The 15990-nt window shown below is 46.2% G+C and carries 18 protein-coding genes and 3 tRNA genes; 13 read left to right on the top strand and 8 right to left on the bottom strand.

The features are described from left to right. Positions 1-159 precede the first annotated feature (159 nt). Both rpmI and rplT read left to right on the top strand, forming a co-directional pair. Positions 160-357 (top strand): 50S ribosomal protein L35, encoded by a 198-nt coding sequence (gene rpmI, locus QFZ51_RS18310; RefSeq protein ID WP_079471802.1) that lies wholly within the window; start codon positions 160-162, stop codon positions 355-357. A 48-nt stretch (positions 358-405) separates the two neighbouring features. Further along, positions 406-750: a 50S ribosomal protein L20 gene (gene rplT / locus QFZ51_RS18315; RefSeq protein WP_370913399.1), complete on the top strand. Its 345-nt coding sequence runs from the start codon at positions 406-408 to the stop codon at positions 748-750. A gap of 3 nt (positions 751-753) precedes the next feature. Here rplT and ispE read toward each other — a convergent pair whose 3' ends face one another. The 4 genes from ispE to QFZ51_RS18335 all read right to left on the bottom strand — a co-directional run bounded on the left by ispE (position 754) and on the right by QFZ51_RS18335 (position 4169). Continuing rightward, positions 754-1563 carry a 4-(cytidine 5'-diphospho)-2-C-methyl-D-erythritol kinase gene (gene ispE, locus QFZ51_RS18320; RefSeq protein ID WP_429047818.1) on the bottom strand — a complete coding sequence of 270 codons (810 nt, stop codon included), beginning with the start codon at positions 1561-1563 and terminating at the stop codon, positions 754-756. Positions 1564-1631: 68 nt separating this feature from the next. Next, positions 1632-2231: a bifunctional nuclease family protein gene (locus QFZ51_RS18325; protein ID WP_079471804.1), complete on the bottom strand. Its 600-nt coding sequence runs from the start codon at positions 2229-2231 to the stop codon at positions 1632-1634. Between the two features lie 189 nt (positions 2232-2420). Beyond that, positions 2421-3392, bottom strand: a complete 972-nt coding sequence (locus tag QFZ51_RS18330) for an electron transfer flavoprotein subunit alpha/FixB family protein (protein WP_429047819.1) — start codon at positions 3390-3392, stop codon at positions 2421-2423. 36 nt (positions 3393-3428) lie between these two features. Continuing rightward, the gene (locus QFZ51_RS18335) at positions 3429-4169 is read right to left on the bottom strand and encodes an electron transfer flavoprotein subunit beta/FixA family protein (RefSeq protein WP_370913402.1); all 741 of its coding nucleotides are present in this window, start codon (positions 4167-4169) and stop codon (positions 3429-3431) included. A gap of 135 nt (positions 4170-4304) precedes the next feature. Between QFZ51_RS18335 and QFZ51_RS18340 the strand changes: the two genes are divergently transcribed. Further along, entirely contained in the window at positions 4305-4616 is a 312-nt protein-coding gene (locus tag QFZ51_RS18340; protein ID WP_429047822.1) for a hypothetical protein, read from the top strand. 24 nt (positions 4617-4640) lie between these two features. Beyond that, entirely contained in the window at positions 4641-5978 is a 1338-nt protein-coding gene (gene tilS, locus QFZ51_RS18345; RefSeq protein ID WP_429047823.1) for a tRNA lysidine(34) synthetase TilS, read from the top strand. A gap of 45 nt (positions 5979-6023) precedes the next feature. Here tilS and QFZ51_RS18350 read toward each other — a convergent pair whose 3' ends face one another. Continuing rightward, positions 6024-6644 carry a rhomboid family intramembrane serine protease gene (locus QFZ51_RS18350; RefSeq protein ID WP_429047825.1) on the bottom strand — a complete coding sequence of 207 codons (621 nt, stop codon included), beginning with the start codon at positions 6642-6644 and terminating at the stop codon, positions 6024-6026. Positions 6645-6674: 30 nt separating this feature from the next. After that, positions 6675-7148, bottom strand: coding sequence for a 23S rRNA (pseudouridine(1915)-N(3))-methyltransferase RlmH (locus QFZ51_RS18355; protein WP_079471812.1), 474 nt, complete (start codon positions 7146-7148; stop codon positions 6675-6677). Positions 7149-7273: 125 nt separating this feature from the next. On the opposite strand from QFZ51_RS18355, the gene QFZ51_RS18360 reads away from it, so the two are divergent. The 9 genes from QFZ51_RS18360 to QFZ51_RS18400 all read left to right on the top strand — a co-directional run bounded on the left by QFZ51_RS18360 (position 7274) and on the right by QFZ51_RS18400 (position 12797). Next, a tRNA-Arg gene (locus tag QFZ51_RS18360) sits at positions 7274-7347 on the top strand. A gap of 329 nt (positions 7348-7676) precedes the next feature. Next, positions 7677-8501, top strand: coding sequence for a DUF6597 domain-containing transcriptional factor (locus tag QFZ51_RS18365; RefSeq protein WP_429047828.1), 825 nt, complete (start codon positions 7677-7679; stop codon positions 8499-8501). A gap of 76 nt (positions 8502-8577) precedes the next feature. Further along, the gene (locus QFZ51_RS18370) at positions 8578-9021 is read left to right on the top strand and encodes a DUF6223 family protein (protein WP_429047830.1); all 444 of its coding nucleotides are present in this window, start codon (positions 8578-8580) and stop codon (positions 9019-9021) included. Positions 9022-9055: 34 nt separating this feature from the next. Continuing rightward, positions 9056-9469 (top strand): VOC family protein, encoded by a 414-nt coding sequence (locus tag QFZ51_RS18375; protein ID WP_429047831.1) that lies wholly within the window; start codon positions 9056-9058, stop codon positions 9467-9469. Between the two features lie 143 nt (positions 9470-9612). After that, positions 9613-9689, top strand: a tRNA-Arg gene (locus QFZ51_RS18380). Between the two features lie 142 nt (positions 9690-9831). Next, positions 9832-9908: transfer RNA gene (locus QFZ51_RS18385), tRNA-Arg, on the top strand. Between the two features lie 113 nt (positions 9909-10021). After that, entirely contained in the window at positions 10022-11230 is a 1209-nt protein-coding gene (locus QFZ51_RS18390; RefSeq protein WP_429047833.1) for a tetratricopeptide repeat protein, read from the top strand. Then, positions 11227-11763 (top strand): hypothetical protein, encoded by a 537-nt coding sequence (locus QFZ51_RS18395; RefSeq protein WP_429047836.1) that lies wholly within the window; start codon positions 11227-11229, stop codon positions 11761-11763. The genes QFZ51_RS18390 and QFZ51_RS18395 overlap by 4 nt, the downstream gene beginning before the upstream one ends. Before the next feature lie 29 nt (positions 11764-11792). Continuing rightward, a complete protein-coding gene (locus tag QFZ51_RS18400) occupies positions 11793-12797 on the top strand; it encodes a hypothetical protein (RefSeq protein WP_429047839.1) in 1005 nt (334 codons plus the stop codon). Here the strand turns inward: QFZ51_RS18400 and QFZ51_RS18405 are convergent. Further along, positions 12785-13531 carry an HAD-IIB family hydrolase gene (locus QFZ51_RS18405; protein WP_429047841.1) on the bottom strand — a complete coding sequence of 249 codons (747 nt, stop codon included), beginning with the start codon at positions 13529-13531 and terminating at the stop codon, positions 12785-12787. The two genes, QFZ51_RS18400 and QFZ51_RS18405, sit on opposite strands and share 13 nt — an antisense overlap. Positions 13532-13540: 9 nt before the next feature. Then, on the bottom strand, positions 13541-15616 hold the full coding sequence (gene tkt / locus QFZ51_RS18410) for a transketolase (RefSeq protein ID WP_429047843.1): 2076 nt from the start codon (positions 15614-15616) through the stop codon (positions 13541-13543). Positions 15617-15990: the final 374 nt, after the last annotated feature.

The following is a 15990-nucleotide window of genomic DNA, read 5'->3' on the forward strand; positions in this document are numbered from 1 at the left end:
GACCGGATGGGTTAGCGAAAAATTGATTGTCAATTGCTTAAAGGGGGTAAAAAAATATCAGAAAAGTTATCCACATTCGCGATGGGGGCTGAATTATTTAGAGGAGACTGTGCTTTATTAAATTATTTTCATACCTTTGCAGACCAAATTTGATGTAAGATGCCCAAAGTAAAGACACATTCCCGTGCCAAGAAAACGTTCAAGGTTGGTGGGAACGGACAGATTAAGCGGTTCATGGCCTTCAAAAGCCACTTACTGACCAAAAAATCTACGAAAAGAAAACGTAGCTTAAGAGGTAGTACACTGGTTCACGAAGCAAATCTTAACCTGGTTAAGAGAATGCTCGGAATGCGCTAGTATCTGTCAAAAGAATCGAATTTTATAACCTGAGAAAAAACAAAGCAAATGCCTCGTTCAGTTAATGCCGTAGCTTCAAGAGCCCGGAGAAAAAGGATCTTAAAGCAAGCCAAAGGCTTCTACGGTAAAAGAAAAAATGTGTACACCGTAGCGAAGAACGTTCTTGAAAAAGGACTCACTTATAGCTATGTTGGCCGTAAATTAAAGAAAAGAAACTATCGCCAGCTGTGGATCGCCCGTATCAACGCTGCTGTTAGAGCAGAAGGGTTGACCTATTCTGTGTTTATGAACAAATTAGCCGGCAAAAGCATCGACCTGAACAGAAAAGTTCTGGCTGATCTGGCTATGAATGAACCAGAAACATTTAAAGCACTGGTAGCTTCTGTAAAGTAAGACTTACCTGATAGTAAATACCCGGTAGCTGGCATCCCACAGGATGTCAGCTATTTTGTTTTTAGGATATATCCCGAATATCGCGGAACCGCTGCCACTCATCGACGCATAAAGCGCCCCGGACGAATACATTTGTTCCTTTATCCCCTCCAGCACCGGGTGTGCCTGGAATACCGGCGCCTCGAAATCGTTTGACACCATATCTTTCCATTCCTCCACCGGTAACTGGATCATTTCCCGCAGCGGGTGAACCGGCGCGCCGGGAACAAGCTGCCTAAATGCCCACCCCGTATTTACATGAATACCCGGATGCACCAGCAAAAACGAGTAGCCGGAGAGGTCCAGTGTCACCGGCTCCATGATTTCTCCACGCCCTGTGGCATAGCAAGGTTTATTGACAATAAAGAACGGGCAGTCACTCCCCAGTTGAGCCGCATAGTCAACCAGCGCAGCTTCCGGAAGCCCCAGCTGGTATTTCTGGTTCAGCAGTTGCAACATGAAGGCGGCATCTGCGGAACCTCCACCCAGGCCGGCGCCAATGGGTATATTTTTCAACAAATGAATGTTTACCGGCTGCAACTGCGGAAAGTCCGACTGCAATAACTGAAAAGCCCGTATACAAAGGTTATCGGCTGCATCACCAGGCACCGGGATACCCGTGCTCTCAAATTGAAGTTCAGTATGCGTAATTACCTCCAGCGCATCATTAACAGGCAGGGGATAGAAGATGGTTTCCAGGTTGTGGAAGCCATCGGGGCGTTTACCGGTAACATGTAAGCCCAGGTTTATTTTGCAGTTTGGAAATACAATCATAGTTGCACGGCAAGCCAACAGCTACAGTTTTTACACCGCCGGCTGCAGGGAGTATATAAAATGAAAAGTTATTTGCTTTTGCGGCTGTTGATCTCATCGCGGATAGCGATGGCCCGGATGTAGTCTTCCTGTTCCAGTACTTCCTGTAACAAGGTAGTTAACTCCTCTACATTCAGTGCTTTCAGGTCATCTTCCACACCTTTCTCATGCTCCGAAATAGTAGGGGTAACCGGCTTATTGGTCTTTTTACCGGCAGGGTCGTCCAGCAGTATCCCTGCGCTGTTGAGGATATTCTCGAAAGTATAAATAGGGCATCCGAAGCGAACTGCGAGGGCCAGTGCATCCGATGTCCTGGAATCTATCTCTATGGTTTCGTCGTTGTTAGAACAGATAAGCTTTGAGTAAAAGATGCCTTCCTGCAGATTACTGATGACCACCTCCTGTAATTCTACATTAAAGGCGTTCATAAAGTTTTTCATCAGGTCGTGTGTTAAAGGCCGGCTGGGTTGCATTTTTTCCAGAGCTACTGCAATCGCCTGCGCTTCAAAGCCACCAATCACAATAGGCAAACGGCGCAATCCGTTTACTTCTCCCAGTACCACGGCATATGAATGAGTCTGCGTAATGCTGTGCGATAAAGCAACTATTTCCAGTTCTATTTTTCTCATATCTGTCTTGCGTTGTCGCTGAATAGTTTGTAAGACCGTGAAGTTAGAAAAATATTCCTTATCTAAAAAAAATCTATAATGATAAATCTATGATATAAGAATTACGGTACAGGAATTACGAATGAAAAATCAACACGATCTTAAAAATTGAATACTTCATTCGTAATTCTTATACCGTAATCCGGTTGCTTAGCTCTGTTTCAGCTTGTTGACGGCTGCCGTAAGCTTAGGCACTATTTCAAATGCATCACCTATTATGCCATAATCTGCGGCTTTGAAAAAAGGAGCTTCCGGATCTTTGTTAATCACCACAATGACCTTACTGCCGTTTACGCCTGCCAGGTGCTGAATAGCCCCGGAAATGCCCACCGCGATATAAAGATTGGGGCGCACGGTTAAACCAGTCTGACCCACATGTTCATGGTGCGGGCGCCAGCCGGCGTCGGCTACCGGACGGGAACTTGCTGTTGCAGCCCCCAGTGCCTTTGCCAGGTCTTCCAGGATGCCCCAGTTTTCCGGACCCTTCATACCACGGCCGCCGCTTACAATTACTTCTGCCTCCGTTAAAGGCACTTCACCGCTCACCGTTTCAGTTTTAACCACCTTCACTTTAAAATCAGCATCGCTGATAGCCGGAGAAAAGGCTTCTACTGTAGCAGTAGCAGTGCTGGGGTTCACAGGGAAGGTATTGGGTATAATGGCAATCACCTTCTTATCAGATGTAATATTGATATGGGCAAATGCCTTACCGGAGAACACGTTTTTCTTTACCACAAATCCATTGGTAGTATCCGGATAGGAAATGGCGCCTGCCACCAGACCGGCTTTCAGCCGGGCAGATACCCTCGGCGCAATGGCTTTACCATCAAAGTTATGAGGGAAGACAAGCACCTTACTGCCTTCTTTTTCGGCTGCTTCGGCAATAGCTTTGGTATATACAATGCTTTCTACTTCATGTAAGCGGGCATCTGCTGCGTGTAGTACCTTTTGTGCGCCATAGTTGCCCAGTGCGGCCAGTTCAGCAGCATCAACAGGGCCCAGTACCAGTGCAGTAGCAGTAGTACCCAGCTGTTCAGCCACTTTAGCGCCATATTGTACGGCTTCCAGCGCCGCTTTCTTGATTTTACCCTGTGCCTGGTCGGCAAATATTAATATAGACATGAATAATTTGATTAGTAGTTGAGAGATAGTTTACCCTTAGATCACTTTTGCTTCTTCGTGCAGCAACTTCACCAGTTCTTCCACGTTATCAGGACTGATCAGTTTAACGCCGGCCTTTGCAGGAGGCAGTTCAAAGCTTACTACGGAAGTGAGGGCGTCTGCAGCAACAGGTTCCACCACAGTGAGGGGCTTGGTTCTGGCGGCCATAATACCGCGCATATTGGGGATCCGGGCTTCAGCCATTCCCTTCTGGCAGGAAACAACTACTGGCAGCGATACTTCGCACACTTCTTCTCCGCCTTCTATTTCCCTGTTAACGGTAGCCACGGTACCATTCAGGTCAAATTTAGCAGCAATGGATACATAGGGCAATTCCAGCAGCTCTGCCACCATACCGCCTATACCGGAGCCATTAAAGTCAATGGTTTCCTTCCCGGTAAAAATAATATCGTATTGTTTATCCTTTGCATGCGCAGCTATCTGCGACGCAATATAGTAACTGTCAGCACTATCCGCATTTATACGGAAAGCCTCGTCTCCGCCCAAAGCCAGTGCCTTGCGGATAACCGGATCACAATCTGCACCACCTACCGTAATAAGATGCACGTCAGCCCCTATGGTTTCTTTCAGCTCCAGCGCCCTTACCAATGCATACCATTCATCGTACGGATTAATAATAAACTGTACACCAGCCTCATTGAATTTCGTGTTATTGTCCGTGAAAGCTATTTTTGCAGTCGTGTCCGGAGTTTTGCTGATACATACTAAAATCTTCATGGCCTTAAACTGTTTTGTTTTAAAATGCGGTAATAGCAAATATATCTAAATAATATACGCCAACCGCAGGGAGGGAAGATGATTTTAATCAGTGTGAGAGATTGACATATTGTACAATTAAATAATAACAAACGAATGGACAGAATCGCGCAAATAAAGCAGTTCCTGGTAGCCACACCAAACGACAGCTTCCTGAAACATGCGTTGGCGCTGGAATACATTAAGCTCAACGACGATGTAACCGCCAGGCAGTTGTTTGAAGAACTGCTGGCCCATGAACCGGGCTATGTAGGTTCTTATTATCACCTGGGGAAGTTACTGGAACGTGCCGGTGATAATGCCGCCGCCATCAGCACCTATGAAAAAGGCATGGCTATGGCCAAAGCAGGTAATGAAAGACATGCATACAACGAATTACAGTCGGCCTACGAAGACCTGATATACTGATATTATTAATCCAACAAACAACGCATGCCTCAACATCTAATAACTGATTTCACTGCTTATATCTCCGGCCGGCAATTATTTGATCCTGCGCAAAAGGTGCTGCTGGCCGTAAGTGGCGGGGTGGACTCCATCGTAATGGCCTGGTTGTTTAAAAATGCCGGTTACCGCGCCGGTATTGCCCACTGCAACTTTCAGCTGCGGGGTGAGGAATCTGAGCGGGATGAAGCTTTTGTACGGAACATGGCAGCAACACTGGAACTGCCGCTGCACGTAGTAAAATTCGATACCAATGCTTATGTGGCCCGGCATCGTGTAACCATACAGGTAGCCGCTCGTGAACTGCGTTATCAATGGCTGGAAGAAGTACGCGCTGCGGAAGGATACGCATATATTGCCACCGCCCACCATATGCAGGACAGTGTGGAAACAGCATTGATGAATTTCGCCAAAGGTACCGGTATTGCCGGGCTGCATGGCATTCTGCCCAAACAGGAACGCCTGATCCGCCCGTTATTATTTACGGAGAAAGACCGGCTCATAGCGTATGCCGCCATGAATAATATTTCTTTTGTAGAAGATAGCTCCAATATAACTGACAAGTATACACGTAATTATTTCCGTCACCAGGTGATTCCGCGATTACAGGAAGCCTTTCCTGGTGTTGTGAAAAATATGTCGGCTACTATTGAACGGATCAGGGAAGCGGAGATCCTTTACCAGGAAGCATTGGCGAAGCACCGTAAACGCCTGCTGTTCCAGCAGGGGAACACCTGGATGGTGCCCGTATTGAAGCTGCAGAAAACGATCCCGCTGCAAACAATCGCCTGGGAGCTGTTCCGGACTTTTGGCTGTTCATCCGCACAAACGCAGCAGGTATTATCGTTGATGGAAAGTGAATCCGGCAGGTATGTGGATACGGCCAGTCACCGCATTGTGCGCAACCGTCAGTGGCTGCTTATTACCCCGCTGGCAACAGCAGCATCGCCGCTGGTAGTGATTGAACCCGGACAGCAGCATATTCATTTTGGCGGCGGACAATTACAGGTCCGTGAGCAGGAGCGGGGCAACGCCGGTATTCCTGCGTCGCCGGAAATAGCCTGGCTGGATGCGGCACAGGTTAGCTTCCCGTTGATCCTGAGAAAGTGGAAACAAGGCGACTACTTTTACCCGCTGGGCATGCCCAAAAAGAAAAAGGTAAGCCGTTTCCTGATTGATCAGAAATTATCAATGCCGCAAAAAGAAAATGTATGGGTGCTGGAATCAAACAAACGTATCGTGTGGCTGGTAGGTATGCGGGTGGATGACCGCGTGAAGATTACGCCCAAAACGAAAGCAGTACTTAGTATTACTTTTGCGAAATAAGAAATAGCCGGCGGAGTGGAATACCAACACAGCCGGCGGTTTCATTTATCGTCCGAATCTTGGATGCTTGAGCATCTCCAGGAAATAGGCGCCCAGTTCTGGATGGAAAATCAGTGGAAATACGATACCGAATAGCGCGCCCCACATATGTGCATCATGATTGATATTATCGCCGCCTTTTCTCGACATGTACGCTGACAAAGCGAGGAATAAAACGCCATAAATTACAGCAGGGATGGGGATGAAAAACAAAAAGATCGTATTCCACGGATCTATCATGATGGCTGAAAACACCACCGCAGAAATAGCTCCCGAAGCTCCCAGCGAAGAATAACTGGAGTTGTTACGGTGTTTTATGTAAGATGGGATATTTGCAACAATGATTCCCAATAGATAGTATAAAATATAAACCAGCTTGCTGTGAAAAAGCTGCATGAATAAATTTTCAATGGCAGGGCCAAAGAAAAATAATGTGAGCATATTGAAAATGAGATGCTGAAAATCGGCATGCACAAACCCTGAAGTAATGAAGCGGTAATATTGTTTGTAACGCTTTACCATGTACGGTTGCAGGCTCATCTTGTCCAGCTGGTCATAGTTCTTAAGGGCAGTATAGGAAACAAGACAGGTAATAATGATAATAATCAAACTGATGGAAAGCGTCATATAACCGGTTTATTTAGGTGGTAAAGGTACTTATTGATGATGATACTTTTCTCTGTTTAAAACTGTATAAGCACGATACAGTTGTTCAGCAAAAATAAGACGCACCAGCTGATGCGGAAAAGTAAGCGGGGATAAAGACATTTTCAGTTGCGCCCTTTGCAACACGGCATCATCGATACCAAACGCACCGCCAATTAATATGATCAGCTGACGTGTACCTGCATTGTTGCGTTGCTGCAGGAAGTCGGCAAACTGCACAGTGGTCATCATCTTTCCCTTCTCATCCAGCGCAAGCAGAAAATCGGTAGGCTGTAACATATCCAGGATAATTTTTGCTTCCTGTTTTTTCAATTCCGGCACCGATAAACTGGCAGCCTGCTTTACCGTAGGGATTAGTTTTACTTCAAAATCCACGTAATGCTGCAGTCTTTTCTGAAAAACAGCCATCCCATCCCTGATGTAGGGATCATGTTCTTTTCCTATGCTCCAGAGTTGAATTTTCACTTCGTTTAATAATTAAGCAATTGGTGTAAAAGTAAGTGTAAATCAGAAGATTGCAGAAATTTTTTTGATAACTATTTGGGATTTTCGAAAAATCTCCTACCTTTGGCATCCATTCATAAACACATGGCTCCGTAGCTCAATTGAATAGAGCATCTGACTACGGATCAGAAGGTTTCAGGTTTGAATCCTGACGGGGTCACAAGGCGGAATTCCTTACCAATAAGGGATTCCGCCTATTTCTTTTCTTGTATAGTGATTTTTCAGAACGCGTAACACTTCCGGTAATGTTAAAATTGCCAGTGAAACTTCTTCCCAATAACTGTTCCCGGTTCGAAATAACAAATCCGCATTTATCAGTAAAAACGAATTGATAGCTTTTAAACAATTTGCCTATGCAAAACAAATAATACCGCACTGATTTTGCTATGACGATGATGTTGATATTCCTGCTTATAAACGAGGCAGGAAAGTCCGTCGTCAAATCAAGTAAAATAAGTAATAAACATTGAGTCCAACACCGTATTACATATGAACTATTATACAATTCCGCCCCCGGTCAAACTTGCGGAATACATTCAGTTCTTTTGGGTACTGGAAGGTTCAGCTACAGCTGAAAAGCCATTCCATCACCGGGTGCTGGCCGAGAGTTCACCGGAATGGATATTTTATTGCAAAGGACAATTCGAGGCTTACGGGGTGGGCGACGACCGGCACAAAACTTCTTTCTCCTGTTTATCGGGACAGCTGCAGCATTTTAGAAAACTATATACTTTGAACGATTTCTGTTTGTTCGGTGTATACCTTTTTCCTTATGCAATCCCCGGTATTTTTGGTTTACCAGCCCATGTGCTGAGTGATCAAACAGTGGATACAGAAACACTGCTCGGAAGAGAAGGACAGTTGCTCGAGCAAAAAGTATTCGCGGCGTCTGATCACCGGCAACGTGCAACACTCATTTCTCAATTTATTTTGCAGCGGCTGGCGAAGAGCGCGGAAACAGCGAGTCCTGTTTTTACGTCGATAAGACAGATCCTGATGTCTTCCACAGCCTTGTCTATTCCTGCATTGGCGGATGAGTGCTATTTGTCCCGCAGGCAGTTTGAAAGAAAATTTATTCATTATGCGGGGTACAGTCCTAAACAATTCCAACGGATTGCCCGTTTCAATGCAGTTATAAAAGGGTTTGAGAAACGGCCGGTATCGCTCACGGAAATGGCGTACAGTTGCGGATATTACGATCAGTCCCATTTTATCCACGACTTCCGGTTATTTTCAGGATATAATCCCAAAGCTTTTTTCACGCATCAGAAAGATGCGGCTGATTACCGGGCGTTTGAAGAATTCAATCCCTGACCCGGAGGCTGAAACATGTCGCGATTTTACAATTTTGTTGATTGCACCAACAGTAGCTTTGTAAAAAAAGAGCCTTATGAACTTACAGCGCAAGACCTTCATAAAAAAGCATATTCCATTCATTTTCTTTATTGGATTGTTTATTTTGACAACGGAAAAAGTATTTTCACAAACAACACCAGATGGAACTTCACCGGCTGTCAGCGGCATTACCACCGGGCGGGCCCAGGCCCTGGTTGGCGCGATCATCGCACTCATTAGTTTAATTATGGGATGGCGGGCTAAAGCCCGTTCCCGTTCAACACATCTCACCGGAAACAGGCAGAATAAACCAACAGCAGCTATTATTGCGTTGTCGCTGGGAGCAATAGCCATTATCCTCAGTGTTCTACATCTCAGCACTTCTGCCGGTGCTGTTTTTGGTTCAGGCAGTGGAAAAGCCGGAGCCATTGTGGCACTTGTACTGGCACTGACCGGCGCTACTTTAAGCGGACTGGCGCTTCGTCCGAAAGGAAAGTGAAATAGCGTTTTTCATAAATCAAATACCGCATGCTATGGACAAGCACAATGAACTTGTAGCTTTTTATGGTGTTCGTTATATCGTAAAAGATGTAGCCGCCACTGTACCATTTTATAAAGAGCTACTCGGATTTACGGTCGACATGCAGGCTGCGCAGGGTTTTGCAAAGCTATCAAAAGGAAGCCTTCACTTGTACCTGAATGAGCCGGGCTTTGGAGGCGCCGGACAATCGATGCCTGATGGTACCGCGCCTGCACCGGGCGGATGGAACCGGATCCAACTGGAAGTAATTAACCTGGAGGCGTTCATTGAAACATTGAAAACAAAGGATGCACGTTTTCGCAATGAGCTGGTGACAGGCGCCGGGGGTAAACAAATTCTATTGCAGGATCCTTCAGGAAACCTGGTTGAATTATTTGAACCAAATGAACAGGCCAGGTCCCTTTAATCCCTGCTATCTGTTGATGGCAGACCTTTACAGCTACCTATACAAATCACGTATACCCGTTAACGGTAGTCTCAGAAAAATAGTTTTAATTTTTTTTGTTTAATTTAAAACAAATCCTACATTTGCAATCCCAAACAGGGAATGGCTTCATAGCTCAACTGAATAGAGCATTTGACTACGAATCAAAAGGTTTCTGGTTTGAATCCAGATGAGGTCACCAAAAGACAGAAATGCTGCATTAACTGCAGCATTTTCTGTCAAAAGAAAAAAATCTGGAGAAAAGCTTTCAGGTATAAAAAATTGAAAAATAATTTGTTAGAATAAAAAATTGTTCTACATTTGCAATCCCGAAACGGGAAAACGGCTTCATAGCTCAACTGAATAGAGCATTTGACTACGAATCAAAAGGTTTCTGGTTTGAATCCAGATGAGGTCACCAACTAAAGGACGAATACGAGTTACATCGGTTCGTCCTTTTTTTATGCCCGGATATTTACATTAGTTATATTTGGTATATATTTGTAATAGTCATCATCTATTGATAATCTCTATATGCTACCAGATCAGGATGAAAAGTTTAAGTTAGTGACCACCATTGCCAGGGAGCTTAGCGTTCAAAATAAGATTTATTATATCGATAGCAGACTTTTACTGCTGGCTATTCTGGAATTAACCCATTTCCCGCTACCGTTGGAGGAGACTGACATTCATTTGTTAGTAACACGGTTGAAGAGTAATGGATGGGAACCAATAAAAGGAGCTGGCATGGTAAAAGATAGCATACCACTAACACTTGAGGCCGAGGAAATGGTCAATAGTGCCGTGGTATTACAGGTTAAACTGAAACACAGTCATCTTTCCCCCGAACATTTACTGCTCGCCATGCTAAGTATCCAGGGAGTCTGCAGGAAACAGATGGAAAGCGTCGGACTTATTTTTGAAGATTACCTCGAATACATTGATAAAAAATGGCAATCTGATATACAGATGGATATTAGCAGCGTTGCCATGATGCCTCGAAGTAAGCCCTTTCGTAGCAGATGGTTCAATTGGCTTTCCGGATTTCCCATTTCAGAAAAGAAAAAGATTGCTTCATGGCTCCGGATGGCAGTTTATTTTTCAAAAGTAAACCATTACGAGCTACTACGGGAATACTGTAACCATGTGCTCGAAATCGATCCGGATAATGTGGATGCAAATAGCCTTTTAGGTTATGCGTTGATGAAAGAACTTAGCTATGAAAATGCACAACCATATTTAGAACAGGCCGTTAAACAAGAGCCGGAAGCTGCTGCCAATAAGCAAAATCTGGCCAGCTGTTTAGACGCTAACGGACACCACGTCCGGGCATTAGAAATATTAGAAGAGATATTGGCTGAACAACCCGATAATGTTCCGGTGTTAAATAACATTGGTTTTTTTCTGGCCAATGCTGGTGACTATGATGAAGCAATCAGGTACTTGGATAAGGCTATTAGCCTGAATCCTGATTTCGCATACTCCTATAACAATAAAGGATTTGTTTTGCTCCAACAGGGCTTTGTACAAAAAGCGACGGAACATATCCTTCAGTCCCTTGACCTGCATAAAGGTAATTCATATGCTTACCGTAATTTGGCACTCGTATACCTGAAAGAAAATAAACGGGAGGAAGCCTATAAGGCATTGCTACAGGCTCGAAGGTATCGGTTTACCAGCCACTACGGTTCTGAAGTCGATGAGTTGCTGGCAACTTTTGAAATCTCCAACGCACCACAATGAAATCCCTATCCGCATTCGCCATCTTCCTACTCATCTCCTTTACTAGCCTGGCACAGCCGCAAAACAACCATACGGAAGAAAAGATCTGCTTCCTCACTTACGGCTTCCCCGATATTGAAAGGGTTCAGGTGGAACAAACCATCGCCCGGAAATGGGGCTTTGCTTTTTATACAGTAGGGGAGTGTACCGTTGATCAAACGCTTATCGACAGCGTAGCCCGTGTCAATAACGTGGCGAATAGAAAGATGGAGGCAAGATATGGCAGCAACTGGAGTAGCCGCTATCAGCAGGAGGTAGACGCCGTTTTCGCCACCCCTGAAAGGGCGCAGGAATTGGTAAATCAGCAACTGTATATCTGGCGCAAGGAACAGGAATTAAAAGTGCAGAACGACAGCCTCCGGTACGCCTGGGCTGCTACCGGAAGAAAAGGCGTTTATAAGGTAATCGTTTCCGGATCAGCAAAAAATATTATCTTTTACAAGCTGTTGGTAGACTATCCAAAATATAAAGTTTCCCTGCTGACAGACAGATAATTGTTTTACCCAAACGGAAACCGGGAATTATGATACGGATCAGAAAAGAAGGCATACTGCTGAAACAAACCAATCTCGAGTTTGAAAACGAAGGCGTGCTGAATCCCGCCACTATCAGGGCGGGAAACGAGGTGCTTTTTTACTACAGGGCAGTACAGAAAGGCAATCACTCCAGCATCGGTTTTTGTAAATTAAGCGACCCGCTTACGATTGAACAACGCCTGGATAAACCCATTCTGTTTCCTGAACACGACTACGAAGCAAAAGGGCTGGAAGACCCCCGCATTGTGTGTATCGATGGGGTATACTATCTCACGTACACTGCTTACGACGGTGTGAGCGCCTGCGCCGCGCTGGCCACTTCCTCCGATGGTGTAAAGTTTGAAAAACACGGGCTGATAGTAGCGCAAATGGATTACGCGGAATTTAAACGGCTTGCGGAAACCAATGGCCCGCTGGATGAAAAATATATCCTGTACAACGATTTTAATCCGCGTTTATGGGATAAGGATGTAGTACTTTTCCCCAGAAAAATTAATGGCCGGTTTTATTTTCTGCACCGCATAAAACCACACATACAACTGGTTTCGGTAAACGAACTATCTGATCTTACGGCGGATTTCTGGAAAGATTATTATCTCCATCTCCGCGACCATATCATACTAACGCCAAAGTATAAACACGAAATGAGTTATGTGGGCGCCGGTTGTCCGCCGGTGGAAACCCCGCACGGCTGGCTTTTCATTTACCACGGCGTGCATGAAACCCCGCAAGGCTACGTATATGTGGGCTGCGCAGCCTTATTCGATCTCAATGATCCTGCGAAAGAAATTGCACGGTTACCTTATCCCATATTGGCGCCGGAGCGGGATTGGGAAATCAGGGGAGATGTGGATAATGTTTGTTTCCCTACCGGCACAGTCGTATTCAACGATACCCTGTATATTTATTATGGCGCCGGTGATGAAGTGATTGCCACCGGAAGCATCAGCTTAACTGAGTTGTTGAATGAATTGCTGGCTTATCCTGTATAGCAGGCTATAACCGCTTCAATTACGCGTTTGGTTTCGTCGGGGTCGCGCACTTTGATGCAGGCTACGCCTGTTTCCTTTGCGGGGTAATCATTGCCGCCTGGAAAAATGGCGTCTCCTGCAAACAACATTTCTTCAATAGTGATCCCTAAAATATCCCTGAGTTTATGGATGCCGTAAGCTTTGTCGATGCCATGCCTGGTGATATCCACCGAGGTAGTGCCGCCCAGGCTTACAGAAAACTCCGGGATGATACCATCCAGCAAGGCTTTCATTTTTTGCCTTTTTGCAAAATCAGGATCCCACTTTTTCTTTTCCTCCAGCGGGGCTTCCTGTCCTAATGCAGAGAAGGTGATCTGGCTGCCACGGTCTTCTATGGCAGGCCCCCAAAGCTTGGCAGCTTTATATCCCAGGGTGTTTACCACTTCATTCAAAGCGCTGGTGATTTTCTCTTTTTCTGCTGCGGTGAAATCTTCCGCATATAATTTATCCCACTTACCATTGTACGCGTAAAACTGTGTGCCACAGGTAGGGAGAATAGATAGCCGTTCCAGCCCTTTTTGGCCAGGCAGTTTTGCCAGCACCTGCTGCTCAAACTGTGGCCAGGCGCCGCCGGAAATAATCGCCACCCTGGCCACTGTTAGCAATGAATATAATAGTCCGCTCATTTCTTCATCAATAGCAGATTTACTCTGTGCCAACGTTCCATCCAGGTCAAATACCACCAGCTTCTTCATTTGTTGCGGTTATTTTTTTAGTAAGGCCAGTGCGCGTTCACAAATATTATCTGCCGTGAATCCAAACTCACGCAGCAATACTGGTCCCGGTGCGGAGGCGCCAAAGTGATCAATGGATATAATCTCACCCTTATCGCCCGCATAACGGTGCCATCCCTGTGAAATACCTGCTTCCACTACAATCCGGTTTGTTACATCGGGGGGAAGTATCTGGTCGCGGTAAGCCGGAGATTGCGCTTCAAACAGTTCCCAGCTGGGCATAGATACGGTGCGCACGGCGATGTTAAATGACTGTAGTTTCTCCTGCGCAGCTACAATTAAGTCCACTTCGGCGCCGGTGGCTATCAGGATCAGCTCAGGCTTTGCGTCAGGCGCATCTGCGAGGATGTAACCGCCATAGCGTAACCCATTGGCAGCTGCATATTTGCTGCGATCCAGGGTAGGCACCGCCTGGCGGGAGAGGATCAGCGCTACCGGTTTGTCCGGTTCAAGGATCGCTATCTGCCACGCTGCAATCGTTTCGTTGGCATCTGCCGGACGGATCACTACCAGGCGGGGAATGGCGCGGAGTGCGGCCAGCAGTTCCACCGGCTGGTGGGTAGGACCGTCTTCTCCCATAGCAATACTGTCGTGCGTAAACACAAAGATCACTTTCAATTCTGAAAGAGCCGCCAGCCGGATCGATGGCCGCATATAATCGGAAAAGGTGAGGAAGGTGGCGCAGTAGGGGATGATGCCGCCATGTGCTGCCAGGCCGTTGGAAATAGCGCCCATAGCGTGTTCCCGCACTCCATACTGGATATTTCTGCCATCGTAGCCCCATACACCGCCGGCGGCGCCCTGCAGGTCGCCATGTTCCATCGCCGGACTTTCAAAATTACCGGCGTCCTTTAATTCTGTATTGGTGGACGTGTTAAGATCTGCTGAGCCACCGATGAAACCAGGAAGATGTTTGAAAAACGCCTGCATCACTTTCCCCGAAGCGGCGCGGGTGGCCAGTCCTTTGGCATCAGCGGCAAACGGCGTAATGTCCTTATCCCAGTCTTCCGGAATATGGTCATGTATCAGCGAGCGTAATTCTTTGGCCAGCTCCGGGTATTTTTGTCCGTAGATGATCATTTGCTCTTCCCATTTGGAAGATAATGTTTTGCCAACGTCTACGGCTGCACGAAAATGATCCAGGGCTTCCGCCGGCACTAAAAAATCCGGTTCCACCGGCCAGCCAAGTTTCTCTTTCGTGAGTTTTACATCTTCAGGGCCCAGTGGGGAACCATGCGCACCGGTGGTATCCTGTTTGGGAGAACCAAAACCAATACGCGTGCGCACGAGGATGATGGAAGGCCGCTCTGTTTCTGCCTGCGCCATACGGATGGCTTCATCAATTGCTTCCAGGTCATTGCCATCGGCTACCTTTTGGGTATGCCATCCGTACGATTCAAACCGTTTTGCATGATCTTCTGTAAAGGTAACCGGTGTGGCAGATGCCAGGGTAATCCGGTTATCGTCATACAAATAGATCAGCTTGCCCAGCCGTAAATGACCGGCGAGGGAAGCGGCTTCGGATGCCACGCCTTCCATCAGGTCGCCATCACTCACCAGCGCATAGGTGTAGTGGTCTATTACCGTATCACCCGGACGGTTATACTTTGCTGCCAGGTAAGCTTCTGCCATCGCAAGGCCAACACCGTTGGCAAATCCCTGTCCAAGCGGACCGGTAGTTACCTCCACGCCCGGTGCCAAACCCCTTTCAGGATGCCCCGGTGTTTTACTGCCCCATTGACGGAACCGCTTCAGCTCTTCCAATGGCAAATCATACCCCGTAACATGCAGCAAACTATATAACAAGGCAGAGCCATGTCCGGCCGATAATACAAACCGGTCGCGGTTAAACCAATGCGGATCGGATGGATTATGACGCAGGAACCGGGTCCATAATACATAGGCCATCGGCGCAGCTCCCAATGGCAGCCCCGGATGCCCGCTGTCTGCTTTCTGTACGGCATCTACCGATAAAAAACGCAGTGTATTGATACATAGTTCATCCAATGTAACGGGATTGGGAATAAGAGAAGTGTTGTTGGTCATGGTATTCCTTTTTTGTAAAAAAATGATCATACATAGGTCAACAAACTTCATGCGCAGATGGTTGCCGTATTATTTTTTAATTAGTCTACTAAAATTATAGACTTTTCAAAAAATATTGTATTATTGTGCTTCGTAGGCTTTCCGGGTCCGCTTTAGGGGAAACTCATCCACCTGTTGACATACCCCGTTTATCTTTCAAAATAATACCGACATGGAAACATCATTACAGTTAATGAGGAATAGTTGCTGTGTAGCATTTGCAGCAAACCGATGTTAGGACGCATCAATCAGAAATAAAAAGGCCGGAACTGTTGACGCAGTTCCGGCTGGTAATCAAGGCTGTTGGAGACATTTTACAGTGATTGCAGTTACCT

Origin of the sequence: Chitinophaga sp. W3I9, assembly GCF_050434025.1 — a bacterium.
Lineage (GTDB): Bacteria > Bacteroidota > Bacteroidia > Chitinophagales > Chitinophagaceae > Chitinophaga.